This is a genomic window from Brevundimonas sp. (assembly GCF_035999125.1).
Classification (GTDB): domain Bacteria; phylum Pseudomonadota; class Alphaproteobacteria; order Caulobacterales; family Caulobacteraceae; genus Brevundimonas.
The window spans coordinates 111,830-138,406 of sequence record NZ_DASYGX010000011.1; the positions used below are offsets into that span (position 1 = coordinate 111,830).

Annotated in this window: 27 protein-coding genes and 1 other RNA gene; 7 read left to right on the top strand and 21 right to left on the bottom strand. The window is 71.4% G+C overall.

Annotation, left to right across the window (positions count from 1 at the left end; genetic code table 11):
• Nucleotides 1–24 precede the first annotated feature (24 nt).
• Nucleotides 25–1,872 carry a sensor histidine kinase gene (locus tag VGN45_RS10275; protein ID WP_327462061.1) on the top strand — a complete coding sequence of 616 codons (1,848 nt, stop codon included), beginning with the start codon at nucleotides 25–27 and terminating at the stop codon, nucleotides 1,870–1,872.
• Nucleotides 1,873–1,878: 6 nt separating this feature from the next.
• On the opposite strand, the gene VGN45_RS10280 is transcribed toward VGN45_RS10275, so the two are convergent.
• The 16 genes from VGN45_RS10280 to VGN45_RS10355 all read right to left on the bottom strand — a co-directional run bounded on the left by VGN45_RS10280 (nucleotide 1,879) and on the right by VGN45_RS10355 (nucleotide 18,405).
• A complete protein-coding gene (locus VGN45_RS10280) occupies nucleotides 1,879–2,388 on the bottom strand; it encodes a periplasmic heavy metal sensor (RefSeq protein WP_327462063.1) in 510 nt (169 codons plus the stop codon).
• Entirely contained in the window at nucleotides 2,385–2,837 is a 453-nt protein-coding gene (locus tag VGN45_RS10285) for a hypothetical protein (RefSeq protein ID WP_327462065.1), read from the bottom strand. The genes VGN45_RS10280 and VGN45_RS10285 overlap by 4 nt, the downstream gene beginning before the upstream one ends.
• A gap of 2 nt (nucleotides 2,838–2,839) precedes the next feature.
• The gene (locus tag VGN45_RS10290) at nucleotides 2,840–3,463 is read right to left on the bottom strand and encodes an RNA polymerase sigma factor (RefSeq protein WP_327462067.1); all 624 of its coding nucleotides are present in this window, start codon (nucleotides 3,461–3,463) and stop codon (nucleotides 2,840–2,842) included.
• Nucleotides 3,464–3,468: 5 nt separating this feature from the next.
• Complete coding sequence (locus VGN45_RS10295; RefSeq protein ID WP_327462069.1) at nucleotides 3,469–4,044, bottom strand: EF-hand domain-containing protein; 576 nt, start codon at nucleotides 4,042–4,044, stop codon at nucleotides 3,469–3,471.
• Between the two features lie 59 nt (nucleotides 4,045–4,103).
• Nucleotides 4,104–6,956 carry a bifunctional [glutamine synthetase] adenylyltransferase/[glutamine synthetase]-adenylyl-L-tyrosine phosphorylase gene (locus tag VGN45_RS10300; RefSeq protein ID WP_327462240.1) on the bottom strand — a complete coding sequence of 951 codons (2,853 nt, stop codon included), beginning with the start codon at nucleotides 6,954–6,956 and terminating at the stop codon, nucleotides 4,104–4,106.
• A gap of 23 nt (nucleotides 6,957–6,979) precedes the next feature.
• The gene (locus VGN45_RS10305) at nucleotides 6,980–8,395 is read right to left on the bottom strand and encodes a HAMP domain-containing sensor histidine kinase (RefSeq protein ID WP_327462072.1); all 1,416 of its coding nucleotides are present in this window, start codon (nucleotides 8,393–8,395) and stop codon (nucleotides 6,980–6,982) included.
• A gap of 9 nt (nucleotides 8,396–8,404) precedes the next feature.
• A complete protein-coding gene (locus VGN45_RS10310; protein ID WP_327462074.1) occupies nucleotides 8,405–9,076 on the bottom strand; it encodes a response regulator transcription factor in 672 nt (223 codons plus the stop codon).
• 54 nt (nucleotides 9,077–9,130) lie between these two features.
• A complete protein-coding gene (locus tag VGN45_RS10315; protein WP_327462076.1) occupies nucleotides 9,131–10,666 on the bottom strand; it encodes a trypsin-like peptidase domain-containing protein in 1,536 nt (511 codons plus the stop codon).
• Nucleotides 10,667–10,762: 96 nt separating this feature from the next.
• A complete protein-coding gene (locus VGN45_RS10320) occupies nucleotides 10,763–11,269 on the bottom strand; it encodes a cytochrome c-type biogenesis protein (protein WP_327462078.1) in 507 nt (168 codons plus the stop codon).
• A complete protein-coding gene (locus tag VGN45_RS10325; RefSeq protein WP_327462080.1) occupies nucleotides 11,266–13,260 on the bottom strand; it encodes a heme lyase CcmF/NrfE family subunit in 1,995 nt (664 codons plus the stop codon). The genes VGN45_RS10320 and VGN45_RS10325 overlap by 4 nt, the downstream gene beginning before the upstream one ends.
• On the bottom strand, nucleotides 13,257–13,727 hold the full coding sequence (ccmE, locus tag VGN45_RS10330; protein ID WP_327462082.1) for a cytochrome c maturation protein CcmE: 471 nt from the start codon (nucleotides 13,725–13,727) through the stop codon (nucleotides 13,257–13,259). Before ccmE ends, VGN45_RS10325 begins: the two co-directional genes overlap by 4 nt.
• Complete coding sequence (ccmI, locus tag VGN45_RS10335; protein ID WP_327462084.1) at nucleotides 13,724–14,545, bottom strand: c-type cytochrome biogenesis protein CcmI; 822 nt, start codon at nucleotides 14,543–14,545, stop codon at nucleotides 13,724–13,726. The genes ccmE and ccmI overlap by 4 nt, the downstream gene beginning before the upstream one ends.
• A gap of 51 nt (nucleotides 14,546–14,596) precedes the next feature.
• On the bottom strand, nucleotides 14,597–15,943 hold the full coding sequence (locus VGN45_RS10340; protein WP_327462087.1) for a hypothetical protein: 1,347 nt from the start codon (nucleotides 15,941–15,943) through the stop codon (nucleotides 14,597–14,599).
• A 73-nt stretch (nucleotides 15,944–16,016) separates the two neighbouring features.
• Nucleotides 16,017–17,435: a sensor histidine kinase gene (locus tag VGN45_RS10345; RefSeq protein ID WP_414643428.1), complete on the bottom strand. Its 1,419-nt coding sequence runs from the start codon at nucleotides 17,433–17,435 to the stop codon at nucleotides 16,017–16,019.
• The gene (locus VGN45_RS10350; RefSeq protein ID WP_327462089.1) at nucleotides 17,432–18,112 is read right to left on the bottom strand and encodes a response regulator transcription factor; all 681 of its coding nucleotides are present in this window, start codon (nucleotides 18,110–18,112) and stop codon (nucleotides 17,432–17,434) included. Before VGN45_RS10350 ends, VGN45_RS10345 begins: the two co-directional genes overlap by 4 nt.
• Nucleotides 18,112–18,405 carry a PepSY domain-containing protein gene (locus VGN45_RS10355; RefSeq protein ID WP_327462091.1) on the bottom strand — a complete coding sequence of 98 codons (294 nt, stop codon included), beginning with the start codon at nucleotides 18,403–18,405 and terminating at the stop codon, nucleotides 18,112–18,114. Before VGN45_RS10355 ends, VGN45_RS10350 begins: the two co-directional genes overlap by 1 nt.
• Before the next feature lie 252 nt (nucleotides 18,406–18,657).
• On the opposite strand from VGN45_RS10355, the gene VGN45_RS10360 reads away from it, so the two are divergent.
• A complete protein-coding gene (locus tag VGN45_RS10360) occupies nucleotides 18,658–19,071 on the top strand; it encodes a hypothetical protein (protein ID WP_327462093.1) in 414 nt (137 codons plus the stop codon).
• Between the two features lie 77 nt (nucleotides 19,072–19,148).
• Here VGN45_RS10360 and VGN45_RS10365 read toward each other — a convergent pair whose 3' ends face one another.
• Genes VGN45_RS10365 through VGN45_RS10375 form a run of 3 tightly spaced genes read right to left on the bottom strand, consistent with a single transcriptional unit; the run spans nucleotide 19,149 to nucleotide 21,093 of the window.
• Entirely contained in the window at nucleotides 19,149–19,958 is an 810-nt protein-coding gene (locus VGN45_RS10365; RefSeq protein WP_327462095.1) for a PhzF family phenazine biosynthesis protein, read from the bottom strand.
• Nucleotides 19,958–20,518: a hypothetical protein gene (locus tag VGN45_RS10370; RefSeq protein ID WP_327462097.1), complete on the bottom strand. Its 561-nt coding sequence runs from the start codon at nucleotides 20,516–20,518 to the stop codon at nucleotides 19,958–19,960. The genes VGN45_RS10365 and VGN45_RS10370 overlap by 1 nt, the downstream gene beginning before the upstream one ends.
• A complete protein-coding gene (locus VGN45_RS10375; protein WP_327462099.1) occupies nucleotides 20,512–21,093 on the bottom strand; it encodes a nucleotidyltransferase family protein in 582 nt (193 codons plus the stop codon). Before VGN45_RS10375 ends, VGN45_RS10370 begins: the two co-directional genes overlap by 7 nt.
• 140 nt (nucleotides 21,094–21,233) lie before the next feature.
• Here VGN45_RS10375 and typA point away from each other — a divergent pair, with 140 nt between their 5' ends.
• Together typA and VGN45_RS10385 are read left to right on the top strand one after the other, a co-directional pair.
• A complete protein-coding gene (gene typA, locus VGN45_RS10380; protein WP_327462101.1) occupies nucleotides 21,234–23,066 on the top strand; it encodes a translational GTPase TypA in 1,833 nt (610 codons plus the stop codon).
• Nucleotides 23,067–23,159: 93 nt separating this feature from the next.
• Nucleotides 23,160–23,714: a hypothetical protein gene (locus VGN45_RS10385; RefSeq protein WP_327462103.1), complete on the top strand. Its 555-nt coding sequence runs from the start codon at nucleotides 23,160–23,162 to the stop codon at nucleotides 23,712–23,714.
• 108 nt (nucleotides 23,715–23,822) lie between these two features.
• Here VGN45_RS10385 and VGN45_RS10390 read toward each other — a convergent pair whose 3' ends face one another.
• Nucleotides 23,823–24,065 (bottom strand): GlsB/YeaQ/YmgE family stress response membrane protein, encoded by a 243-nt coding sequence (locus tag VGN45_RS10390; protein ID WP_327462105.1) that lies wholly within the window; start codon nucleotides 24,063–24,065, stop codon nucleotides 23,823–23,825.
• Between the two features lie 203 nt (nucleotides 24,066–24,268).
• Between VGN45_RS10390 and VGN45_RS10395 the strand changes: the two genes are divergently transcribed.
• Together VGN45_RS10395 and hisN are read left to right on the top strand one after the other, a co-directional pair.
• Complete coding sequence (locus tag VGN45_RS10395; protein ID WP_327462107.1) at nucleotides 24,269–24,652, top strand: helix-turn-helix transcriptional regulator; 384 nt, start codon at nucleotides 24,269–24,271, stop codon at nucleotides 24,650–24,652.
• A 45-nt stretch (nucleotides 24,653–24,697) separates the two neighbouring features.
• On the top strand, nucleotides 24,698–25,483 hold the full coding sequence (hisN, locus tag VGN45_RS10400; protein ID WP_327462109.1) for a histidinol-phosphatase: 786 nt from the start codon (nucleotides 24,698–24,700) through the stop codon (nucleotides 25,481–25,483).
• Nucleotides 25,484–25,542: 59 nt separating this feature from the next.
• Here the strand turns inward: hisN and ffs are convergent.
• Nucleotides 25,543–25,636, bottom strand: an RNA gene (gene ffs, locus VGN45_RS10405) — signal recognition particle sRNA small type.
• 57 nt (nucleotides 25,637–25,693) lie between these two features.
• On the opposite strand from ffs, the gene nudC reads away from it, so the two are divergent.
• Nucleotides 25,694–26,575 (top strand): NAD(+) diphosphatase, encoded by an 882-nt coding sequence (gene nudC / locus VGN45_RS10410; RefSeq protein ID WP_327462111.1) that lies wholly within the window; start codon nucleotides 25,694–25,696, stop codon nucleotides 26,573–26,575.
• Nucleotides 26,576–26,577: the final 2 nt, after the last annotated feature.

The window sequence follows — 26,577 nt, forward strand, 5'->3', positions numbered from 1 at the left end:
TCACATCGGTCGGGAGGCGCGCACGTGCGGGGCCAGGAGCGCCGCATCACCGGGCAGGGGCGACGCGCGACCGACCGTCGTCGCGGCCCGCCGACGTGGGCGCGCATTCTCGGTCTTGTGTCCGCCCTGGCGCTGGGCCTTTACGCCCTTTGGACGGTTCGCTCGCAAGGGGCGGCGCTCGACCCCCGCGCCCTGACCACGGACGGCTGGATCCTGATGATCCCGGCCGCGGTGGGGATCATGATGATCTGCCTGCTGCTGGTGCTGAACGCCCGGCAGGACGCCATCCGTAGGGAATGGGCGGAGACCGAGCACCGGTTCCGCATCGCGGTCGAAGGCGCGCGCTGCGGCATCTGGGAATGGGATCTGCGCACCGATCAGGTCGATCTGTCGGACTACATGGGCGCCCTGATCGGCTTGCCGGGCGGAGTGCATCCGGCCGAGACCGTGCTCGCGCGCATCCACCCCGAGTACCGGGAGGAGTTGACCCACGCCCTGCGCCAGGCCCAGGCGTTCGGGGCCTTCGAGGCCACCTTTCCTGTGCCCGATCCGCACGGCCGCCCCCGCTGGATCGACGCGCGCGGTCAGGCTCAGGGACGACGCGACGACGTCGGCTTCACCCTGATCACCGGCATGGCGCTGGACATCACCGAGGAGCGGCGCGCCAAGGCCAAGGCCCAGGCCGCCGAGGGCCGCCTGCGCGACGGAATCGAGAGCGTGACGGACGCCTTCGTCCTGTTCGACCGCCACGGCCGGCTGATCCTGTGGAACGAGGCGTTCGAGGACGCCTTCGGCTTCGAGCCCGGCGCGGTGAAGCGCGGCGCGCGCAAGGACGATCTGAACCGCATCGCGGCGCTGGCCGTGAAATCCGACCAGCCGGCGCCGGGCGGCCGCGCCGGCGCGCGCGAGCTGGAGCTGCACGACGGTCGCTGGCTGCAGGTGTCGGAACGCTTCACCGGCGACGGCGGCACGGTGGTCACGGCCGCCGACGTCACCGCCATCAAGCGCCAGGAGGAGGAGCGCCGGAAATCCACGGAGCGCCTGCGCGTCATGGTGAACCAGCTTGAGGCCAGCCAGGAGAAGCTGGCCCTTCTGGCGCGCAAGTACGAGGTCGCCATGACCCGGGCCGAGGCCGCCAACCAGGCCAAGTCCGAGTTCCTGGCCAACATGTCCCATGAGTTGCGCACGCCGCTGAACGCCATCAACGGCTTCTCGGAGATCATGTCGGCCGAGATGTTCGGCCCTCTGGGCGACGCGCGCTACAAAGGCTACGCCGCCGACATCCTGAAGTCGGGCCAGCATCTGCTGAGCCTGATCAACGACATCCTGGACATGGCCAAGATCGAGGCCGGCAAGCTGACGCTGCATTATGAGACGGTGTCGCTGAAGGAGATCTGCGACGACGCCCTGCGGCTGATGCGCGGCAAGATCCAGGAGGCCGGCCTGACCGCCACGCTGGACGCCCCGGACCTGCCGGACGTGGAGGCGGATCATCGCGGGCTCAAGCAAGTCCTGCTGAACCTCGTCTCAAACGCGGTGAAGTTCACGCCCGAGGGCGGGTCCATCGTCGTGGCCCTGTCGCAGCCGGGGCACGGCCAGGTGCGGGTCGCCGTCACCGACACCGGCATCGGCATCGCGCCGGAAGACATCGACCGCCTGGCCCGACCATTCGAACAGGTCGAAGGACAGCACTCCAAGACCACCCAGGGCACCGGCCTGGGCCTGGCGCTGACCAAGTCGCTGATCGAGATGCACGGCGGCCGACTGGCGCTGGAGAGCGAGCCCGGGCGCGGCACGACCGTGTCGTTCGTCATGCCGACGCAACGGCAGTCGGCGAACGCCGACGCGCAGGCTCAGGCCCGCGCCGCCTGATCGGGTTCAGTCGGCCTGCGGCGCGTCCGGCGGGCCTCTGTCGCGACCGCCGCGACCGCGACCGGACCGCGCCAGCATCGGCGCCAGACGCGCCCGATCCGCCGGTTCCAGCGTGGCCATCAGAGCCAGGGAATCGTCCTCGAGCCGCTTGCGACCGCGCAGCTCGGCCGCGCGCGACCGCTCCAGAAGGTCCGCCACGGCTGCGGCGTCGAACCGCTCGGCGGCCACGGCCTCCACGGCTTCGCGGCGCAGTCGCCGCGCCTCCTCGAAGTCCGGTCGCGCCGCCAGGGCCGAGGCGCGCAGGGCCTCGCCGACGAGATCCCGCACCTCGGGGTCGAGGTCACGCATCATGCGGCGGGGTGAGCGGCGCTCGCCGTTCGGGCGGGCCTCCACCTCGGCCTCCAGCCGGGTCTCGACCCGGTTGAGCTGCACGAGCGTGGTCCCCAGCGCCGCCAGGGCGAAGACGTTGACCAGCACCAGCGCCACCAGGGCGATCTTCAATCCGCGCGCGCTCATCCCAGCAGATCCACATCGTCCACTGTGCTGAGCGACGCCTGATACAGCACCGCGTCGGCCTGAAGATCGGCGGTCAGCACCTGGGTCAGCATCAACCCCGCGACCACGCCGGCGCAGGCGGCGGCGGCCCAGCCGGCGCCGAAAGCCACGCCCGAGCGGCTCCATCCCGCCGGCGACAGCACGCCGATCCATCCCGCGACGCCGGCCAGAGCCGGCACGCGCGCGGGCTTGGGCGCGGCCGCGATCACCCGGTCGCGCAGGGCCTGCGAAGGCCACGGCGTCGGCGAGGCGTCCAGCATGGCGTCCAGTGACGCCGCCTCGTCCAGCACGGAGCGCAGGGCGGGCGTTTCGGCCAGCAGCCGTTCGGCGGCCGTCCGTTCGCCCTCGGGCCAGCGGCGCAGGTCGCCGCCGTGCATCCCGGCCAGATCCTCGAAGCGCTCGCGCTTCATCGTCATGCTCCTTCCGCCCCGGGCCGGAGATCGGCCAGGGCGGTCCTCAAGGCGCGGCGTCCGCGCGACAACAGGCTCTCCAGAGCCTCGACGCTGATCTCCATCGCGGACGCGGCCTCGATGTTGGTCAGCCCCTGATGGTGGCACAGGACCACCGCCTCGCGCTGGCGGTCGGGCAGGGCGGCCAGGGCCGCGTCCACCCGCCGGCCGACGTCCAGGGCCAGCAGGCCCCGGTCCGGCGCGGGACCGTCGTAAATCTGCTCCGGCGGCGCCTCCGTCGGCCGCTCGCGCCGCCGTCTCAGCCGGTCATAGCACAGGTTCAGCGCCACCCGGTGCAGCCAGGTGTCGAACCGGGCCTTGCCGGGCGTCCAGCGCGGGGCCTGTTTCCAGGCGCGCAGCATCGCCTCCTGCGCCACGTCCTCGGCCTCCGCCGGGTCGTTCAGCATGCGCTGCGCCAGCGCCAGCACACGCGGCAGCTTGCGCGAGACCAGCGCCTGGACCGCGGCGGGGTCGCCACGGCCCACGCGCCGGATCAGGTCCTGATCGGGATCGACGATCACGTCTCGCGGCCGCTCCGCCTCGCGCTTGAGGAAAGGGCCGCCGATCGCGATCGTCGATCCCGGCATCAAGCTTACTCCGAAGCGGGCGCCGGGCGCGACCGGCGTTCGCGGCGCTCGGCGCGCTGGGCCTGGCGCTCTTCGGAGGTGACGTAGCCGTCTCCGTCAGCGTCCAGACGGGCGAAGCCCTGCTCGGCGCGTGACTGGGCCTCGGCGATCACCACCGGCCCGCGCTCCATGCCCGGACCACGACGGCCGCCGCGGTGCATGCCGCGACCGCCGCGACGCTCACCGCGTTCGGCCCGGCGCTCGCCCCGCTCTGCGCGCGAGGCGTCGAACTCGGCGCGCGTGATCGCGCCGTCGCTGTCGGCGTCCATGCGGGCGAAGGCCCGGTCGGCGCCTTGGGTCCGGCGCGCCTCGCGGCCCTCCTGCATCTCTTCCGGCGTGACGGTGCCGTCGCGGTCGGCGTCCAGCGCGGACAGGCGGCCGACGCGGCCGTCGACGAACTCCGCCTTGGAGATCCGGCCGTCGCCGTCCTTGTCGCCGCGGGCGGCGCGGGGCGGGTCCTGCGGGGCTTGCTGCGCCAGGGCGGCGCCGCCGGCGACGAGCGTCAGGGCGGTCAGGCCGCCGACGATGAGGGTGCGCTTCATGTCTTCGATGTCTCCGATGGGGCCCTTTTCCCGTGGCCCGGTCTTCCCTGTCGAAGGCTTCAACGCGCCCGGGCGGACTCTCCGTCGCGGCGCGGCAGAAGGCGTTCCAGTTCCGCCCGCGTGGCGGCGCGCAGGGCCGACATCTCGGCCTTCAGGGTCTCGAAGTCGGCGACGCCGGCGGTCCGGGCCATCAGGTCGCGCAGCCCCTGCGGCTCGCCTTCGGGATCGGGCCGGTCGTCGAAGGCGCAGGCCAGCACCTGGCCCACCGCCTGATGCAGGGCCCACGACCGCGCCGGCACGGGATCGTCCGCGAGCGCGGCGACGGTCGAGACCGTCAGGGGTCCGCCGTCGCGCGCGGCTTCCAGCTGGCGGAACTGGGCGATGAACTCCGCGTCCACCTGTCCGCCGGGGGTCAGTTTGAGGTCCCAGAAGCCGGACGGCGCCCGCTCGCGGTCCATCAGGTCGCGCATGGCGCGGACGTCGCCGGCCAGATCGACCTCGGGCCGGGGCGCACGCAGCACGGCCTCTATGGTCGCCTCCACTGCGCGGCCGAAGTCGGGATCGCTGGCCCAGACCCGCCGCGCCCGCGTCAGGGCCATCCGCTCCCAGGTGTCGGCCTGATCCCGGTGGTGCGCCTCGAACGCCGACAGGCTGAGCGCCACCGGCCCCTTCGACCCGGTGGGCCGCAGGCGCATGTCGACCTCGTACAGCTCGCCCTCGGCCGTGTGCGCAGACAGGGCCGCGATCAGCCGCTGGGTGAAGCGGACGTAGAAGACGTCGGCCGAGCAGCCCTTGACCGACGACGCCGCGTCCGGCGCGGCGCGATACAGCGTCATCAGGTCCAGGTCCGACCCGGCCGTCATCTCGCGCGACCCGGCCTTGCCCAGCGCGACCACGGCCACGGCCCCGTCCATCGTGCCCGCCTGACGCGTCACCTCACGCAGCGCGGCCTCCGACAGCGCCTCCAGGATGCCGTCGGCCAGGGCGGTGTAGCCGCGCCCCGCCGCGTCGGCGCCCGCGCGGCCCGTCAGCACCTGCAGCCCGATGCGGAACGCTTGTTCGCGATGCACGCGCCGGGTCACGTTCATGGCGCCCTCGAAGTCGGTCGCGCGGGCGTCGGCCAGCATCTGACCCACGACGCCGGAGTCCTCATCCAGATCCAGATACAGCCGGGCGTCCAGCACGCTGTCCAGAATGGCCGGGCGACGGCCCAGGGTGCGCGCCAGACGGGGCGCATGAGCCATGACTCCGACGATGGTCTGGAACAGGGCCGGCTGGTTCAGGAACAGGGCCTGGACCTGCACCCCGGCGGTCAGCCCGGCGAAGAAGGTCCCGAAGCGGCGGAAGGCGGCGTCGGGCGCGCCCGTCTCGGCCATGGCGGTCAGCAGTCGCGGGGCCAGCCGGGTGAACAGCTCGCGTCCCCGTGCGGTCCGGGTCGCCGGAATCCGGCCGTGGTGCCAGGAGCGGATGGCGTCGGCCACGGTCGCGGGCTCCGAGAACCCCATGCGGCCCAGCGTCTCCAGCGTGCCGGGGTCGTTCTCCACCCCGGTGAACACCAGGCTGCCGTAGGGCGACGACAGATCCTCCTCGCCCTCGAACAGTTGGCCATAGCGGGCGTTGACGCCGGCCAGCAGGCCTTCCACCCCCGCGTCGAACAGGGCCAGGTCTCCCTCGCCCGCAAGGGCCGCGACCGCGCGACGGCGCTCGGGCTCGACCGGCAGGCGATGGGTCTGCTCGTCCTCCAGCATCTGGGCGCGGTGCTCCAGACCGCGCAGCTCGACGTAGGCCTGCGACAGCTCCAGCCGGACCTCCTCCGTCACGTGGCCGGCGGCGGTCAGCGCCTGCAGCGCGTCGAGCGTGCGGGGGCTGCGCAGGCGGGCGTCGCGGCCGCCCAGGATCAGCTGCTGGGTCTGGGCGAAGAACTCGATCTCGCGGATGCCGCCGCGGCCCAGCTTCAGGTTCGCGCCCGCCGCCTCCAGCCCCTCGCCGGTCTTGTGGACGTGGATCTGGCGCTTGATCGAGTGGACGTCGAGGATGGCCTGATAGTCCAGGCTGCGGCGCCAGACGAAGGGCGTCAGCGCCTTCAGGAAGTCTTGCCCCGCCTGCAGATCGCCGACCACTGGTCGCGCCTTGATGAAGGCCGCCCGTTCCCAGTTCTGGCCGACGCTCTCATAATAGCTGAGCGCGAACGGCGCCGCGACGCAGGGCGGCGTCGACGAGGGGTCGGGCCGTAGCCGCAGGTCGACGCGGAAGACGTAGCCGTCGCCGGTCCGCTCCTGCATCAGCTGGGCGAAGGCGTGGGTCAGGCGGTCCAGGAACCGTTGCGGCTCCACGCCACTGGCGAGGGCGCCCTCGACACGATCGGGATCCCAGAACAGGCTGACGTCGACGTCGGAGGAATAGTTCAGCTCGCCCGCGCCGTGCTTGCCCATGGCCAAGCCGAACAGGCCGGGCACGGGACCACGCGGGTCGTCGGGGGCCGAGACCAGCTTGCCGCGCTCGCGCTGGTCGTGGGCCACGGCGGCCAGGGCGGCGACGCAGGAGGCGTCGGCGAAGCGGGTCAGGGCGTCGGTGACGTGATCCAGCGACCAGGCGCCGCCGAGGTCTGCCAGCGCGGTCAGCAGATGCAACTCGGCCTTCAGCCGCCGCAGCGGGGCCCTGATCTCGTCCGCCCCGCCGGCCAGAGCCTCGGTGGTGGCGAGCACCTGCGCCAGACGCGCGTCCGGCCCCTGCTCCAGCACGCCGCGCAGCATGTCCGGCCAGCGCCGGGCCAGGCCGAACAGATAGGGCGAAGCGGAGAAGACGGGCGCCAGCGCGGGCCAGGCCGCGTCGAGGGTGGCGGCCCACCCCTGATCCGCCGCCGTCTCGGCCAGCCGTTCGCGCGCGCGGTCGGCGGCCTCCGGATCGACCATGGGACCGCAGGGCGAAAGCCTGATCACGCCGTTGCCGCCGGCAGGATCAGGGCCACGCGCAGGCCCGGGCCCTGGCCGCCGTATTCGCCCGGCCCCTCGTCCAGCTGGATGCGGCCGCCGTGCGCCTCCATCACCGCGCCGACCAGCGACAGGCCCAGGCCCGAGCCGGGCTCGGTGCGGCTGTTGTCCAGCCGGACGAAGCGCTGCAGCACGCGCTCGCGGTCTTCCTCGGGCACACCGGGGCCGGTGTCGGTGACCGAGAACTCGACGTCGCCCGAACTGCGCCGTCGCGCCCGCAGCACCACCGCCCCGCCCGACGGCGTGTACTTGACCGCGTTGTCCAGCACGTTCGCCAGCGCCTGGGACAGAAAGGACCGGTTGGCGTCGACCATCAGCCCGCGCTCGATCTCGGCGGAGAACTCCAGCCCCTTGTCCTCGCTGGCGGGCTCATAGAGCTCGGCCATGTCGGCGGCCAAGTCGGCGGCGTCGAAGCGGCTGGGATCGGGCGTGCGGCCGGCGCCGGCCGCGGCCTGCAGTCGGGCGATGGCCAGCACGGCGTTGAAGGTCTTCAGCAGGTCGTCGGCCTCGTTCAGCGCCATGTCCAGGGCCTCGACGCCGTCGATCTTGCCCGCCTCGGCGTCGATCAGGGCGACCTCCAGCTTGGCGCGCATGCGGGTCAGGGGGCTGCGCAGGTCGTGGGCGATGGCGTCGCCGGCGTGGCGGATCGAGGCCATGGACGCCTCCATCCGGTCCAGCATGGCGTTCAGCCCCTGGCCCAGCTCGTCCAGCTCGTCGCCCGTGCCCTTGACCGCCACCCGCGCCTTCAGGTCGCCGTCCTGGACCGCGCCGACCACGGTGTTCAGCCGGCCCATGGCGCGCTCGACGTTGCGGCTGACCAGCAGGCCCCCGCCGACGCCCAGCAGCACCACCATGGCCATGGCGCCCCACAGGGCCTGGGTCAGGCGGGCCAGATACTGCTCGATCTCGCCGATGTCCTCGCCGACGAACAGCATCTCGCCGGTGGGCAGGCGGACCTGCACGCCCATGGACTGGCGCCGCACCACCCGCCCGTCCGGATCGACGTCGGTGAAGCGGAACGTCTCCCACTGACGCGGGCCCTGAAAGTCGGTGATGGGCGAGGTGGTCAGGTTGCCCGTGATCTTCTGACCGTCGTCGGTCATCAGCAGGTACAGATAGTCGCCGTTCGACAGCGTGCGGTCGATCAGGGCGCGGTTCAGGGCGTCGAAACCGCGTTCCCGGTGGATGCCGGTCAGGATCTCCATCTCGCCGCGCACGCTGCGTTCCGCCCGCGTCCGCGCCTCCTGCGCCGAGGCGACGTAGACGTAGGCCAGCACCGCCGCCGCCACCGCCGCGAACAGCGCCAGGAACAGCAGCGTCAGCCGGAACGGCGTGCGGCGGAAGAGGGAGGGGAGCTTCATGCGGAGGCCTCAGGCCTCCAGCCGATATCCCGCCCCGCGCACCGTCTGCAGCATCGCCTTGTCGAAGCCCTTGTCGATCTTGGCGCGCAGGCGGCTGATGTGGACGTCGATGACGTTGGTCTGGGGGTCGAAGTGGTACTCCCACACCTTCTCCAGCAGCATGGTGCGCGTCACCGACTGGTTGGCGTGGCGCATCAGGAACTCCAGCAGCTGGAACTCGCGCGGCTGCAGGTCGATCTCCTGACCGGCGCGGTGCACGGTGCGGGCGATCAGGTTCATCTCCAGCTCGCCGACCTTCAGGACGGTGGCGACCGAGCCCGTCTCGCGGCGACGCGCCAGGGCCTCGACCCGCGCGATCAGCTCGGAGAAGGCGTAGGGCTTGACCAGATAGTCGTCGGCCCCGGCCTTCAGGCCCGTGACCCGGTCCTCGACCTCGCCCAGCGCCGACAGGAACAGGACCGGCGTCTGGTCGCCGTCCTTGCGGACGGTCTCGACCATGCCGATGCCGTCCAGACGCGGCATCATCCGATCCACGACGTAGACGTCATAGCCGCCCTTCTGCGCCTCCAGCAGACCGAAGGCGCCGTCCACCGCATGAACGACGTCGTGCCCGGCCTCGGTCAGGCCCCGCACCATCGCGGTCGCCGCCTCCGCGTCGTCCTCGACCACCAGAATCCGCATCGTCAGCCCCTCCGCCCGGCCCGAATCGTCGGCCCTCGTTCGTCCGTGATCGTTCTACCGTTCCCGCGGCAGGTCCAGAGCGACCGCCTCGTTCCCGCGCCCGGTCCAGACGAGCAGGAAGATGGAGTCGCGTCCGGCGGCCCGCGCGCGGCGGACCTCGGCCTGAATCTGTTCGACGGTGCGCGCTTCCGACATCCCGACCCTGACGATCACCAGACCTGGCCAGAACTGGTCGTTGCCGCCCGGCGCGACGCCGGTCACCACCACGCCGTTCACGCTGGCGGGAATGGAATAGCGGGCGCGTTGCTGGGCCGTCATGGGCGACAGCAGCAGGCCCGCCGCTTCAGTCCCTGGTGAGGCGGGAGCATCCCGTCCGGCCCCCTGAGGCTCACGGTCCGCGTTCAGCTCAGATTCCGGCGGGCGGCGCGTGGTGCGGACGGTCGCCGTCACGCGGCCGTTGCCGCGCATCACTTCAAGTCTCAGCGACTGGCCCACGCGGGCGGCGCCGACGCGGCGCGTCAGCTCGGTGGAGTCGGCCACCGGCTCGCCGTCGATGGACAGGACGATGTCCCCCGCCTGCAGGCCGCCGCGCTGGGCAGGCCCGCCGGGCGTGACGCCGGCCACCAGGGCGCCCTGCATGTTGGCGGGCAGGCCGAGCGCCTCGCGGAAGGGCTCCAGGTCGCCGATCTCGACGCCCATATAGCCGCGCTGGATCGTCTCGCCGCGCATCAGGCGTTCGGTGATGGTCTTGGCCACGTCGGCGGGGATTGCGAAGCCGATGCCGACCGAGCCGCCCGTCGGCGAATAGATGGCGGTGTTGACCCCGATCACGCGGCCGCGCGTGTCGAAGGTCGGGCCGCCGGAATTGCCCGTGTTGATGGCCGCGTCGATCTGGATGTAGTCGACGTAGGCGCTGGACTGCTGCTCGCGCAGGTCGCGCGACTTGGCCGAGACGATGCCAGCCGTGGCGGTCCCGCCCAGACCGAAGGGGTTGCCGACGGCGATGACCCAGTCGCCCACGCGCGGCTCGGCCGCGTCTTCGAAGCTGACGTAGGCGAAGCGCTCGCCCTCCACCTTGATGACGGCCAGGTCGGTGCTCTCGTCGCGGCCGACCAGGCGGGCGTTCAGGGTGCGGTTGTCGGCCAGCCGGACGACGATCTCCTCGGCGTTCTCGACCACATGGTTGTTGGTGACGATGTAGCCGTCGGGCGAAATGAAAAAGCCCGATCCCGCGCCGGCGGCCAGACGGCCCTCCTCGTCATCCGACTGGCCGGGCTGGCCCGGCTGGACCGGGCGGCCGTCGGGCGTCTGGAAGTCGAAGGGCACGCCGGGGATCTGGAAACGGCGACCGCCGGGGATGCGGGTGCGCACGTCGATCTGGACCACGGCCGGGGCGACCTGGTCGAAGATGGAAGCGAAGCTGGCGGGCGCGCCCGGCGGCGGGGCGAAGGGCTGGCCCACGACGCCCGAAGACGGCGTGATCCGCAGGCCGTCGCCCGCGGGCACCCAGCGCATGAAGCCGCCGGCCGTCGCGGCGGCGGCCACCAGCAGGCCGGCGGCGGCCCCCAGAATGAATTCCTTGCGCTTCATCATCCGGCGTCGGCCGTCCCTGTGCGAGGCTTCGTCAAGATCGGGATATAGCGGCTGACGCGCCGCCCCCCAAACGCCGAACCTGAATGGCCGCGTTCAACGACCGTCGTCGGGCGTGCCTGAGGCCGCATCATGGCGAAGTCTGTCGGCCTTGAGAGCTTTGGCCAGCGCCCTCTCTTCGGCGGGCGTCAGCGGCGGCGTCTCGACCGCGCCCTTGCGGGTCCGCGCCACGGCCCAGGCCGCGCCGGCCAGAAGCAGGATCAGCGGCCCCAGCCACAGCATCAGGGTGCCGGCGTCGAACGGCGGCTTGAACAGGACGAAGTCGCCCCAGCGATCGACCAGTCCGGCGCGGATCTGGTCGTCGGTCGCCCCGGCGGCGATGCGGCCGCGCACCTCGCGCCGGACGTCGGCGGCCAGGCCGGCGGGCGAATCGGCGATCGATTCGTGCTGGCAGACGACGCAGCGGATCTCCTCGAACAGGGCCTGGGCCCGCGCCTCCTGCGCCGGATCAGGCAGGGGCGCGTCGGGCGCGGCGGCGGGCTCGGCCGCGATCAGCGACAGGGCCGCCAGTCCGGCCAGCGCTCTGAGGCCCCACGCTCTCATGCCGTGGCCGCCTTGCGCCGGCGGCCGGGCAGGGCGATTCGCAATCGACGGTCCATCAGCGACATCAGCCCCCCCAGCGCCATGATGGCCGGTCCCAGGAAGATCAGGCGCGCCAGCGGATTGTGCGCCATGCGGACGCTCCAGCCCCGCTGCCCGTCCGGCGTCGTCGCGCGCTCGCCGACCGTCAGATAGACGTCGTCCAGCCCCCGGAAATCCAGCCCGACCTCGGTCGTCGTCTGGCCGCCGACGGGGAAGAAGCGGCGTTCGGCCGTCAGGGTGCGGGCCGCGGCGCCGTCGGTGGTGCGGACGGTGAAGGTGGCGCGTTCGGCCAGGAAGTTCGGCCCTTCGATCACGCCGACCTGCTCCACCTTGGCCATGTAGGGCCCGGCCACGATCTCTCCGCCGACCGGCAGGATCGCCTGGGTCTCGGTCTTCAGGCCGGTCTCGACCGCCGCGCCCAGGATGAAGACGCCCAGCCCCAGATGCGCCAGCGTGGCGCCCCACGCCGACAGCGGCAAGGCCCTGGCCCGCCGCCCGACCTCGGCCGCCGGCGCGCGGAACAGGCGCACGCGGTCGGCCGTCTCGCTGATCGCGCCCAGCACCAGCCAGGCGGCGATCGCCGCGCCCAGCGCCGTCAGCGCCTCGCGCGGGCTCCAAAATGCGAGGGCCGCGAGGCCCACGGCGATCGACAGGCCCGCCGCCAGCGCCAGCCGCTGACCGACCCCGCGCAGGTCGCCGCGCTTCCACGCCAGCAGCGGCCCGGCCGGCAGGATCAGCGCCATGGCCGTCATCAGGGGCGTGAAGGTCAGGGCGAAATAGGGTGGGCCGACCGAGATGGTCTGGCCGGTCGCCGCCTCCAGGATCAGGGGATAGAGGGTGCCCAGAAGCACGGTCGCGGCGGCCACCGTCAGGAACAGGTTGTTCAGCACCAGCGCCGCCTCGCGGCTGACGGGGGCGAAGGCGCCGCCGGGCGTCAGCTTCGGCGCGCGCCAGGCGAACAGGGCGAAGGCCGCGCCCGACGCCAGCCCCATGATCCCCAGCAGGGCCATGCCCCGCTCCGGGTCCACGGCGAAGGCGTGCACGCTGGTCAGCACGCCCGAGCGCACCAGAAACGCGCCCAGCATCGAGAAGCTGAAAGCCAGGATCGCCAGGAAGGTGGTCCAGCCCGCCAGCGCCCCGCGCCGCTCGGTGACCACGGCGGAGTGCAGCAGGGCCGCGGCCGCCAGCCACGGCATGAAGCTGGCGTTCTCGACCGGGTCCCAGAACCACCAGCCGCCCCAGCCCAGCTCGTAGTAGGCCCAGAAGCTGCCCAGCGCGATGCCGGCGGTCAGCAGGGCCCAGGACGCCAGCGCCCACGGCCGGATCCAGCGTCCCCAGGCGGGCCACAGCCCCGATCCGGTCCGGCCCTCGATCAGCGCCGCCACGGCCAGGGAGAAGCAGACCGACAGGCCGACGTAGCCGCCGTAGAGCAGCGGCGGATGTATGGCCAGGGCCGGATCCTGCAGCAGGGGGTTCAGCCCCGCACCCGACACGGGCGCCTCCACAAGACGCTCGAACGGATTGGAGGTCAGGACGGTGAAGCCCAGGAACAGGGTCGTCAGGGCGCCCTGAACCGCCACGGCCGAGATCTTCAGCCGGAAGTTCAGACCCCGCGCGCCCGCCAGGATCGCGCCGAACCCGGCCATGACCAGGCACCACAGCAGCAGCGACCCCTCGTGGTTCCCCCAGGCGCCGGCGACCTTGTAGAGCGCCGGCTTGTCGACGTGACTGTTGGCGGCGACCACCGCCAGCGAGAAGTCCGAGGTCCAGAAGGCCAGGATCAGGGCGCCGAACCCCAGCAGCAGGCCCAGCGTCGCGCCGATCGCCGCCCCCTGCGCCGCGCCGGCCAGAAGCGCGGACCGGCGCAGGCGGCCCACCGCGCCGAAGCCGGTCTGGGCCAGGCTGAGCGTCAGGGCCAGGATCAGGCAGAACGCCCCGAACTCGGCCGTCACAGGTCGGGGCTCCCGTCCTCGGGCCGCCACTCGCCGCGGGCCTTCAGCTTCTCGGCGACCTCGCGCGGCATGTAGGTCTCATCGTGCTTGGCCAGCACCTGGGTCGCCTCGAAGCTGCGGTCGGCCCGGAACGTCCCCTCGGCGACGATGCCCTGTCCCTCGCGGAACAGGTCGGGCAGGTCGCCCTTGAAGGTCACCAGAGTGGTCGCCGCGCCGTCGCCGACGCGGAACCGGACCACCCCGTCGGCGTCGCGCGCCACGCTGCCGGCCTCGACCAGACCGCCCAGCCGCACGTGCCGGCCCGCCGGCGCCGCCTCGACGGTCGCTTCGGACGGCGTCACGAAGAAGGTCACGCCGTCGCTCATGGCCCACAGCGTCAGCCCGACGGCCAGCGCCATAATCGGCCCCACGGCCAGAACGACCCACAAGCGGCGTCGCGCCTTGGGCGATTTGGGCAGCCAGCTCACGACGGCGCTCCGGGCAGGCGGGCGATCAGGTCGGCGCGGCGCGGGTCGGACGGCGGCAGCATGGCGATCAGAGGGCCCCACATCTCGCGCACCACGGCCGCGTCGCCGCGTTCCAGCGCGGCCTCGCCGAGGAAATAGCGGGCCCCGAACTGCTGGGGATCCAGCCGCACGGCCTCGCGGAAGGCGGCCTCGGCGTCCCCGTCGATGCGCCCTTCGGCGGCGCGCACCAGGCTTTCGCCCAGCCGGGCCCAGCTCTGCGCGTCCTGTGGCTCGCGGTCCAGCACGCGGCGAAAGGCCGAAGCGGCGCCGATCGCGTCGCCCGCCTCGAACCGGGCCGCGCCCAGCAGGCGCAGAACCTCCAGGTTTTCGGGATTCTTGCGCGCCTCCTCGCCCATGACCGCCGCCATCTGCACGGCGTCCAGGCTCTCCGGGCGTGCCGACCAGTCGGCGACGCGCGCGGCGAAGGGCTGGTTCTCCATCCCGGGATTGCCGATCACGGCGTAGAGCCCGGCCGCCGCCAGCACCGCCGCCCCGGCTCCGGCCAGGACCCAGCGCCGGTCGCCCGGCCGCGCCCGCGGCGGCGCCGCGTCCGTCGGGCGGGCGATCAGCCGGCGCGCCGCTTCCGCCCGGGCCTGGGCGTGGGCGTCGTCGTCCATCAGCCCGCGCGCCTTGAGCCGATCCAGCTCGGCCAGCTCGCGCGCCGGGCCGTCGTCGGCCACGGCGTCGCCCCGCGCCAGTTCGGCGCGCCGGGCGAAACTCAGGATCAGGAGGGCGGCCCCCGCGGCCGCCAGGCCCGACAGGCCCCAGAAGGCGATCATGTCGGATGCTCTAGCCCATCGCGCGGTTGGACGGAAACGCGACGCCGCGCCTCAGGCGACGCGTGGCGTCTGGGGCTCGGCGCCGGCCACCGCCAGACGGCGTCGCACCGTTCGGGCGGCGTCCCCGGCATCCAGCGCGGCCAGGATGTCGGCGACCTGACCGATGCGCGCCAGAGCCGCCTCCTCGTCCGCGGCATCGCCGCCGTTGACGGCATGGATCGCCTCGTCGGCCCAATCGATCAGCTCGGTCCCGAGCGCCTCGACGCACGACTTGCGGTCGCCCTCGCAGCCGAAAGTGGCCGCCGGGCCGCGCAAGGCCGCCAGCAGGCCGGCCCAGGCCTGGGCGTTCTCCACCTCGGCGACCTCGACCACCGCATCGACGTCGGCCGCCTGCCGGCTGGATCGGGCGCCGAGTTTCGTCCGGGCGCGGGGGGCGGCGGCGCGGATCGCCTTGTCGGCGGTCTTGATCCAGCGTCCGATGCGGTCCGCCAGCCCCTTGCGCGCGGTCTTGATCTCGCGGCTCCACTCGCCTTCGGCGTCGCGCTCCAGACAGATGTCCAGCTGGGTCAGGGCCTCGGTCGACCAGCGCAGGTCGGCCAGGGTCGCCTCGACCGCCTTCATGCCGCCTGCGGGATCGAAGGCGGCGGCGGCCTCGGCCCGCAAGCGCACCGCCCGCACGATGCGGGCGACGAAGTCGGCCAGCTCCGACCCCTCCAGGAAATCCTCGCGCGCGGCCGCGCTGGAGGTGCGGGTGACGATCCTCAGGATCTCCGGGGCGTCAGCCAGGTGTGCGAACAGGATTTCGATCATCCGCGCCGCGCCGTCGGGCGCGACCGCGGCCGCGTCCTTCAGCAACAGCCGCAGCGCCGTTTCGTCGCCGCCCTGCGATTGCAGCCAGCCCGGCAACTGTCTTGCCCCCGTCCGCGCCAGCGGCGCGAGATCCAGGCATCCCGCCAGTTCCATGAGCCCGCGCTCGCGTCGCTCGGGAACCAGGTCGGCCGGCCAGATCGTCTCGGGCGCGTCCCGAACCGTGCCCGCCGCCGCCCGGCACAGTCGATCCGCCATCTGGTCGGTCTCTGCATCCTCCTCATCCAGAAGCGGCAGCAGCGACTCCGACCCGACGACGGCCGCGGCCCACAGGCGGGGCAGGACCGGGCGGGGAAACGTCAACCCCTCGACCCCGTCGACCCGCGGCAGGAACAACGGCAGAAAGGGGGAGAACGCCGTGGCGCGACGACGACGGTTGCGGGCTTCGCCTTCCATCATGCGCGTCAGCTCGACCGCCTTGGCGCCGCCGATCTGCGGCACCAAGCGCATAAGGCGCAGCAACACGGCGTCCGGGCACCGGTCGATCAGGGCCGCCAGCGCGGCCACATGCGCGGGCGTGAGCGCCGCCATCGCGTGACTCCAGAGACCGGACGCGCGCCCGGCATCCGGACACTGACCAATTCTGGTTAACGATTTGAAACGGTCATGCTTCGGCGGCGGGCAGGTCCAGCGTGGCCTTCAGCCCGCCCAGATCGCTGGCGCCGAGCACCAGCCGTCCGCCATAGGCCCGCGCCAGGTCGTCCACGATCGCCAAACCCAGACCCGACCCCGGCGCCGTTTCGTCCAGACGCTCGCCCCGTTTCAACACCGTCTCGAGCCGGTCCGCAGGCAAGCCGGGCCCGTCGTCCTCGATCACAGCCACCATCCAGCCCAGTCCCGTCCCTCCCGCGGAGACGCGGACCCGGCGGGTCGACCATTTGCAGGCGTTCTCCATCAGATTGCCCAGAATCTCCTGCAGATCCTGTCGCTCTCCGAGAAAGTGCAGTTCGTCCGGCGCACGCCAGTCGATCTCGACGCCCTTGGACTGGAACACGCGCTCCAGCATCACGGCCATCTCGTCGATCACCTCCGCCACCGGCGTGCGGTCGCCCAGGCCCTGCGCGCGGGCGGCGGCGCGGGCGCGGCGCAGATGATGCTCGACCTGTCCGCGCATGGCCTCGCTTTGTCGGCGCACCACGTCGGCCAGCTGGTCGCCGCGTCCCTCGGCTTCGGCCAGCATGACCGACAGCGGGGTCTTCAGCGCATGGGCCAGATTGCCGACGTGGGTGCGCTGGCGCTCGACGACCTCCTGATTGTGATCCAGCAGCCGGTTCACCTGCTGAGCCAGCGGCGCGATCTCCAGCGGATAGTCGCCGGCGATCCGGGCCGCCTTCCCCTTGCGCACGTCCGAAATCTCGTCCCGGAGCGCGAACAGGGGGCGCAGTCCGATCCGGACCTGCAGGAACACCGCCGCCACCAGACCGAGGCCCAGCAGAACCAGCGAGATCCACGTCACCGTCGAGAACTGCCGCACGTCGGCCTCGAAGGCCGTTCGATCGACCGCCGCCATGAAGACGACGTCACGGTCCGAGACGCGTTTCAGCGTCGCCGCGACCCGCAAGGGCCGCCCGTCCGGCCCCGTGGCGTTGAAGCTGATCACCTCGCCCGAAGCCTCGGCCAGCATGCCCGGCAGTTCCGGAGGAACGGCCAGACTTTCGGTCCACAGCGACCCGGAGCGCGTCAGCAGCCTCAGCCGCCGCCCCTCCTCGATCGGCTCGGCCACCTGCCAGTAGGCGCCGCCGAAAAGGTTCAGCGTGGCCTGGTCGCCCAGCTGGCGGCTGGTGACGCCCTGAGGGGTCACCTCGGTGGCCAGAAGAACTTGGTCCAGCATGTCCGACAGGTCGGCCCCGACGCGCCGCAGGGCGGATTCCTTGAACGTGGAGGTCAGAACCAGACCGGTCGCCACCAGGGCGGCCACGATCCAGGCCGAGGCCAGCCAGATCAGCCGTCGGGTCAACGACCGTCCGGGCCGCCCGAACCAGCGGCCCCAGTCTCTCGGTCCGCCCCCCCGGGCCTCGATCACGCGGCGTCCGCCTCGCCGGGCAGGGGCGTCAGTCGGTATCCCAACCCGCGCACCGTCTCGATGCGATCCGAACCGATCTTCTTGCGCAGACGGCCGACGAACACCTCGATGGTGTTGGAATCTCTGTCGAAATCTTGGTCGTAGAGGTGCTCGACCAGTTCGGTCCGGCTGATCACCCGGCCCTGATGCATCATCAGATAGTGCAGCAGCCGGTATTCGAGACTGGTCAGGCGCAGGGGCTCGCCGTCCACGCTGGCGCGCGCCGCGCGCGGATCCAACCTCAGAGCGCCGCAGGTCAGCACCGCCGTCGCCACGCCCGCCGAGCGGCGCAGCAAGGCACGCAGCCGCGCCAGCAGCTCCTCGGTGTGGAACGGTTTGGTCAGATAGTCGTCGGCGCCGGCGTCGAAGCCCGACACCTTGTCCGACCAGGCGCCGCGCGCCGTCAGGATCAGCACCGGCGTGGTCTTGCCCTCGCGCCGCCAGCGTTCCAGCACGGAGACCCCGTCGATCTTGGGCAGTCCCAGGTCCAGCACGATGACGTCATAGGGCTCGGTGTCGCCCAGGAAGTGCGCCTCCTCGCCGTCCGGCGCGTGATCGACGGCATAGCCGGCGTCGGACAGGGCGCCCTTCAATTGGCGCGACAGATCGACGTCGTCCTCGACCAGCAGAACCCGCATCAACGCTCTCCCAGGATGCGCCCGCTGCGGGCGTCGACCACGATCTCGGCGATCCGGCCGCCGGGATACTCCCAGACGACCACGATGTTGGGCCCTTCGCTTCGGATGCCGACGCGGCGGCCGGGTCGACCGCGCTCGACGTTGCGGATGGCCGCCTGGGGATCCTGAACGGACAGGAAGCGGGGCCGTTCCTGCATTGCCTCGGCGTCGCCCGCGACGGGCAGCGCGCGCGCCTGTGCCGCGCCGGTCAAGGCGGCGACGGAGGCGACGGTCAGGAACAGAGAACGGATCATGTCGGCCTTTTGACTCCGGGGCTCTGAACGGCGTCTGAACGGGCCGTCTAGAGTCATTTCACCGGTTTCCCAAGCCCGCTCTCCCCGCGCGCGTGACGCGTCGTGCGAAGCGGCGCGGGCGGATTGCGGAGGCGTCAGGTTCATGAACCGCGCCTTAACCCCCTCGTTCAGGCCCGGCTCAGGCGCGGCGCGCTTTTCTGTGGTCAACGTCGATCCCTCCCGGATCGTCGAGCGTTTCGAAGGAGACCGCACATGAAGAAGTTCCTGATCCCCGCCCTCGCCCTGGCCGCGGCTTCGGTCGCGGTCCCGGCCGCCGCCCAGATCCGGGCCGACGTCTACGTCGGCGCCCAGCCGTCCTACGGGTACGGCAACGGCTACGGCTACGGCTACGGTCATGACTACGACCGCAATTGGCAGCCGATCCACCGCCGCGTCGCCAACCTGGATCGCCGTATCGACCAGGGCCTGCGCAACGGCGCCCTGACCCGTCGCGAGGCTTCCGGCCTGCGGGCCGAGCTGAACGCCCTCGTCCGTCTGGAGCGCCAGTATTCGCGCAACGGCCTGTCGCGCCAGGAAGTCCGTGATCTGGACTACCGCTTCGACCGTCTGGCGCAGCAGGTGCGTTGGGAACGCCGCGACCGTGACCGCAACCGCGGCCGCTGGTAAGCGATCGCGAAGACCTCCGACCCCAATCCGGAGGTAAGAGGGCGCGGATCCGAAAGGGTCCGCGCCCTTTCCTTTCGTCAGACCCTGAGACGGCTCTCGATCGTTGTGACCGCCCGGCCACGCAACAATACGCGGTCGCCGCGCGCCTCGGTCTCGATCTCACCGCCTCGCGTGGGGAAGACCTGCCGGAAGCGCACCGTCGATCGACCCAGCCGCTCCGCCCAGAAGGGCGCCAAGATGCAATGGGCCGAGCCCGTGGCCGGGTCCTCGTCCACGCCGCACCCCGGGGCGAAAAAGCGATCCACCACGTCGACGTCGTCGCCCGCTTCGGCCGGGGCGCAGACGATGACGTGCCCCACCTCCCCAGCCTCTCCGCGGATGGTCGCCAAGGCCTTCAGGTCGGGGGACACGGCGTGGACCGCGGCCGCGTCGGGCAGGACGACCAGCAGGTAGCGGCCGGCCAGAACCTCCACGGGCGTCGCGCCCAGCGCCTCCGCCAGCCCGGCCGGAACTTCATACGGGCGGGGAACGTGGGCTGGGAAATCCATCTCGTACAGGTCGCCCGTCCGCCGCACGAACAGCGGTCCCGACCGCGTGTCGAACGCAAGGTCGGGCGCGGCCGACGCCATCTCGGCCCACAGGGCATGCGCCGCGCCCAGGGTGGCGTGGCCGCACAGGTCGACCTCCTGTCCCGGGGTGAACCAGCGCAGGTCGAAGCGGGCGGGATCGTCCGTGCGCCGGAGAAAGGCGGTCTCCGCCTGATTGTTCTCGCGCGCCAGCGCCTGCATCCAGCCGTCGTCGGGCCACCGCTCGAACGGCTCGACCACGCAGGCGGGGTTGCCGAGAAAAGGCCCGGCGGCGAAGGCGTCAACGGTCCACTGGCGCATCAGAGGGTCTCCGGCCTGCACGCGTAAGCTTCGGCATAGGGCTTGTCGAAACAGGCGATCAGACCGTCGACCACATCCAGATTGAGCGGCCAGACGGGCGGCGGCAGGTCTGGATAGGTCCGCTTGAACCGTTCGATCGCCTGCGCGTAGCCGTCTGGCATGGGTAAGGCGACGAGCCGCGCGCGGGCCTCGATCAACGCCGGGCGGTCTTGGCGCAAAAAAGCGAGCGTCGCGTCGATGTAAAGCTGGATCGCCGGATCGCCCTCGACCTCGCGCGACCGGGTCATGATGTCGATGGCCCTATCGGTCTGACTGGCGGCGGCACGAAGTTGACCCTCATGCCAGTCCAGCGTGCCGATGTCCTGACCGACCAGAGCCTGCGCGTTCAGGGTCCGATAGCGGGCGATGACGTCGGCGACGATTGCTTCGCAGCCTTCCTCATCCAGGGAACGCCAACCGACCTCCGTCTGATCGAACTCGTGAAGGCCCAGCGCCATCATTTCCGCCGAGGGCTCGGGGCAGATCAGCAGGCCGAGGGCAAGCCCCGCGATCGTCAGCATTTCATCACTCTCACCTCAGGCCACCGGGCCTTCAAGCCCGCGATCACGCGCTCCCAGTCCTTGGCCAGCGGTCGGTTTGGATTGGGGCGGACGGTCATGGAGAACACATCATCAAGTCCGAACGGCGCCGCTAAGGCGATGTCGCCGTCCGCCTCCATCCGCACCCCGACCGCGAAGGCCGGCGCGACGAACCGATCCAACGCCTCGGCGGTGCGGGCGACGGGCGGATAGGTCTCCCCGAACTTGGCCGGAAACCACTCCGACACGCGGCGCTGGTTGCGCACCTCCACCCGGCTGCGCAGAGGCTCGTCGAAGGCCGCGGCGACCCGCCGGATCACCGCATCCTCGGCGTCCCAGCTGACGTCCTCATCGAAATAGCCGAGGTCGAAGTCCTTGATCCCGTGCCCGGCCGGTCGCCCCGTGATCGCGTTCCAGACGCACTGGTAGACGCTGCCGGAGAAGATCAGCCAGTCGTTCAGATCCAGGGTCGCGGCCGTGCGCAGCACCGTCATCAGGTCCGGATCGTTCCGCACCGTCGCGATCAGCCGTTCTTCAAGGGTCCGGTCCGCGTCCATGCCGCCGTTCAAGCCGATTCCCCCCGCGGCGTCACGCTGGCGTTTCGGCGGGTTGTTCTGTAAGAGGCGCGCGCCTCCCCGCACCGTCGCACGAAACCTCGCGGCCCGACCGTTTCCGGCCGCTCCTCCCCGTTATCTGAATGAACCTGCGCAACGTCGCCATCATCGCCCACGTCGACCACGGCAAGACCACGCTGGTGGACCAGCTGCTGGCCCAGTCCGGCGTGTTCCGCGCCAACGAGGCGACCACCGAGCGCGCCATGGACTCCAACGACCAGGAGCGCGAGCGCGGCATCACCATCCTGGCCAAGGCCACGTCGGTGCTGTGGAACGGCAAGGCCGGCGAGACGCGCATCAACATCATCGACACGCCGGGCCACGCCGACTTCGGCGGCGAGGTGGAGCGGATCCTGGGGATGGTGGACGGCTGCGTCATCCTGGTGGACGCGGAAGAGGGCGTCATGCCCCAGACCAAGTTCGTGCTGACCAAGGCGCTGAAGATGGGCCTGCGTCCGATCCTGTGCATCAACAAGGTCGACCGCGCCCACGCCGATCCGGACCGGGTGCATCTTGAGACGATCGAGTTGTTCGAGGCCATCGGCGCCTCGCCGGAACAGCTGGACTTCCCCCACATCTACGCCTCGGGCCGCAACGGCTGGGCGACGCTGGACCTGAACGAGAAGTCCGAGACCCTCGCGCCGCTGTTCGACCTGATCGTCGATCACGTGCCGCCGCCCCCGGTCGCCCAGAACAAGGACAAGCCGTTCCAGATCCTGAACGTGCTGATCGAGAGCGACCCGTTCCTGGGTCGTCTGCTGACCGGCCGCATCGAGAGCGGCAAGGCAGTTCCGGGCATGGCCATCAAGGCGCTGGACCGTGACGGAAAGCAGATCGAACAGGGCCGCATCACCAAGGTGCTGGCCTTCCGCGGCCTGAAGCGCCAGCCGGTCGACGAGGGCGCCGAGGCGGGCGACATCGTCGCCATCGCCGGGATGTCGAAGGCCACCGTCGCCGACACCCTCTGCGCGCTTGAGGTCACCGAGGCCCTGCCCGCCCAGCCGATCGATCCGCCGACCATCTCCATGACGGTCTCGGTCAACGACAGCCCGCTGGCCGGGCGCGAGGGCGACAAGGTGCAGTCGCGCGTCATCCGCGACCGCCTGCTGAAGGAAGCCGAGGCCAACGTCGCCATCCGCGTGACCCAGACGGCCGGCGCCGACGCCTACGAAGTCGCCGGCCGCGGCGAGCTGCAGCTGGGCGTTCTGGTCGAGAACATGCGCCGCGAAGGCTTCGAGCTGTCGATCAGCCGCCCGCGCGTGGTCTATCAGACCGGCGAGAACGGCGAACGGCTGGAGCCGATCGAGGACGTCATGATCGACGTCGACGACGAGTTCACCGGCGTCGTCATCGAGAAGCTGAGCCAGCGCAAGGCCGAGCTGAAGGACATGGGTCCGTCGGGCGCGGGCAAGACCCGCATCCAGCTGATGAGCCCGTCCCGCTCGCTGATCGGCTATCAGGGCGAGTTCCTGACCGACACCCGCGGGTCCGGCGTGCTGAACCGCGTGTTCAGCCACTACGAACCGCACAAAGGGGCCATCGAGGGTCGGCAGAAGGGCGTGCTGGTCTCGAACTCCGACGGCGACACGGCGGCCTTCGCCCTGTGGAACCTCGAGGATCGCGGCGTCATGTTCGTGGGCGCCGGCGAGAAGACCTATCAGGGCATGATCATCGGCGAGAACAGCCGGTCGGACGACCTGGACGTCAACCCGATCAAGGGCAAGCAGCTGACCAACGTGCGCGCCTCGGGCAAGGACGAGGCCGTGCGCCTGACCCCGCCGCGGCGGCCGTCCCTGGAGCAGGCCATCGCCTACATCGAGAGCGACGAGCTGGTGGAGGTGACGCCGAAGTCGATCCGCCTGCGCAAGCAGGTGCTGAACCCCTCGTTCCGCAAGAAGCGCGTCCGCGAGGACTGAGCGGTTTGCGGCCAAGCTGAAACGCTCTTGTTCCCTCGGACGTTAACGCTGCGCCGGTCGCCTCCCTGACCGGCGTCAATGGGGAGATGTCCCATGCGTAAACTTCTGCTTCTGACCGGCGCGGCCCTGGCCGTGTCGGCGGCCCCGGCGGCGGCCCAGGTATTGGGCGGCGTCGGCGGCAATGTGTCCGGCAACGTCGGCGTCGGCGTGTCGCGCCCTGATCTGGGCGTCGGCCAAACGGTCCGCGAAGGCCGACAGTTCGGCCGCGACACGGTCCGGTCCACCCGTGACGCCCTGCCCGGGGCGGAAGTCGGCGTCGACGCCCGCGGCGGCACGTCGATCTCGGCCCGCCCCAGCCGCGTCTCGACCCAGACCGATCTGGCCGTCGGCACCGAAGTCCGGGCGCGTGACGGCGACGTGATCGGCTCGGTCGTGGGCACGACCCGAAACGCCCGCGGCTATGTCCAGACCGTCCTGATCCGCACCGCCGACGGCGTGGTCCGCTCGGTGCCGGCGGCGTCGGCCGACGTCCAGGCGGACGTCGGCGGCTCCGTCATGGTCAGCCGCTGGGACCGTCGTCGTGTTGAGCGCCAGCGTCCGGTCGACGATTCGTCCATGGGCGATCGTCAGAGGGAAGTGCAGCCCTGAACAAGGGCTTGGGGCATGGGTTTCCCGGCCCATCCCCTGCATTCTTCACAATGAAGAAGGGCGGCCTCCTTGCGGGGGCCGCCCTTTTCCGTTCGGCTGGTCTGGAGATCAGGCCCGGCGCTTCACCAGACCCAGCAGGAACAGCAGGATGATCGCGCCGATGGTGGCGACGATGGTCGAGCCGATCCAGCCGCCCCAGTTGAAGCCCAGGGCGTTCGCCAGAAAACCGCCGATCACGGCGCCAACGATGCCGACGATCAGATTGGTCAGAAGGCCGTGATTGCGGCCCATGATCTGTTCGGCCAACCAGCCGGCGATGATGCCGACGATGATCCAGAAAATGATGCTCATGACGCTAGGTGCTCCCTTCGATTGCCAAGCTGCCCTGAGTAATGCGCCCGCGGCTGGGCGGTTGCGTCGCGACTGAACATCGTCGCGCCGCGCGTTCGCCGAACGCCGTCACTCCCCCGTCACGCGATCCCGGCATGTCCCTTGCCGCGTGAGGGGCGAGCCGTGCCGTTTCGGGACGGTCCGCAATCAGGGGAACTGGGGCCATGGCCACCGACATCGACCTTCACCTCGGCCGCCGCCTGCGTCGCCGCCGCCGCCTGCTGGGCCTGACCCAGCAGCAGCTGGCCGCCCAGGTCGGCATCCGCTTTCAGCAGATCCAGAAGTACGAGTGCGGCGCCAACCGCATCTCGGCCGCGCGCCTGTGGCAGCTGTCGGAAGCCCTGGAGGCGCCCGTCAGCTATTTCTACGACGGCCTGACCGAGGCCTTGGAGCGCCGCGAGGCCGCTCAGACCAACCACGGCGGCGAGATGTACAGCCGCAAGGAGACGCTGGACCTGATCCAGGCCTATTACCAGCTCGACGAAAAGCCGCGCCGGCGCCTGCTGGATCTGGCCAAGTCGCTGCACGTCGAGGGCGACGCCGCCTGATTTGAGGTCGTGACGGCGCGGGGCGGCGTCTGTATGCCCCCGCCCATGACCGAGCTCGAAGCCTTCGCCGTCGATCTGGCCCGCGCCGCCGGCGCCGCCAGCCTGCCGCTGTTCCGCACCGGCGTGGGGTTCGACGACAAGAACGCGGGCGGCGACTGCGATCCCGTGACCCGCGCCGACCGCGACGCGGAAGCGGCGATGCGGCGCCTGATCGCCGAGCGCTTTCCCGATCACGGCGTGGTGGGCGAGGAATATGGCGAGGACCGGCCGGACGCCGAGCACGTCTGGGTGCTGGACCCCGTGGACGGCACGCGCGCCTTCGTCGCCGGCCTTCCGCTGTGGACCTGTCTGATCGGCCTGCGGATCGCGGGACGGCCGACAGTGGGCGTGGTGGCCCAGCCCTATCTGGACGAGATCTTCGTGGGCGGCCCTTCGGGCGCGCGCCTGCTGCGGGCCGACGCAGAGACGCCGCTGGCGGTACGCGCCTGCCCCAGCCTGAACGACGCGGTGATCGCCACGACCGACCCCGACATCTTCACCGGCGCCGAACTGGGCGCCTGGCGTCAGGTGCGCGCGGCGGCCAAGCTGGCCCGCCTCGGATGCGACGCCTACGCCTATGCCATGGTGGCGGCCGGCCACATGGACCTGGTGGCGGAAACCGGACTGAAGGTGTGGGATTGGACCGCGCTGGTTCCGTTGATCGAGGCCGCCGGCGGCCGCATCACCGACTGGCTGGGCCAGCCGCCCGGAACCGACGGCCGCATCCTGGCCGTCGGCGACGCGAGCCTGACGGATCAGGCGCTGGTGGCGCTGAGACGCGCGGTGGTGTGACGCCGCCCTCAAGCAGCGAGCAGGCGCGGCGCGAGCGGTAGGGCAACCAAAAATGCGGGAAAGGTGGAGACCGCGACCCGAAGGGGAATTCGTTGTGGCTGCTGCCTTCCGGCCCTGACCAGGTTGGCGAAGCCTTCGCCCGCGATCTCCGGGCGCACATATGCGATTTCGCGGTCGCGGACGCAAGCGGGGCCGCGCTATTCAGGCGGCATGAGCGACGCGCCGCCCAACATCTTCGCCGGCAATCCGCTGGACCGGGCGGGCGACCGCCGCAACGACCCGACCTTCATCGCGGAGATGACCGCCCATCCCGAGGCGCTGGCCCTGCGCTGCGACGCCGCCGGCCCCGTGACCGAGCCTGGTCCGGACGGGCCGCGACTGGCCTGGGCTCCCCTGGCGAACGCGCGGGCCGGCGCGGTGGGAGGCGAGGTCTTTCTGGGGTTGTGGAAGGACGCGCCCGTCTTCGCCGTCGAAGTGGCGGACGGCGGCATGCCCTTGCGCGAGGCGGCGATGGCGCTGGGCGTCGCGGACGCGGCTATGGCGGGGACTGCGAAGAGCCTGTTCGACTGGCGGCGGCGGAACCGGTTCTGCCCCAACTGCGGGTCCGAGACAGCGGCGACCGGCGGGGGCTGGCGGCGCGCCTGCCCCGGCTGCGGCGCCGAGCATTTCCCGCGCGTCGATCCGGTCTGCATCATGCTGCCGGTGTTTCAGGACCGGTGCTTCGTCGCACGCGGCCCGGCGTGGCCTTCCGGCCGGATGTCCGCCCCGGCCGGCTTCATCGAGCCCGGCGAGACGATCGAGGAGGCCTGCGCCCGCGAACTGTTCGAGGAGGCGGGGCTGAGCGTCACGCGCGTGCGCCACCACTCCAGCCAGCCCTGGCCGTTCCCGTCGCAGCTGATGATCGGCCTGGTCTGCGCCGTCGACAGCGACGCGGTGACGCTGGACCCGAACGAGCTGGCCGAGAGCGCCTGGCTGACGCGTCAGGAGGCGGCCGACGCCCTGGCCGGCCGCCATCCGACGGTGATCGCCCCGCCCCCCGTCGCCATCGCCCGCACCCTGATCCAGGCCTGGGTCGACGGGTTCGAACCCTGAGG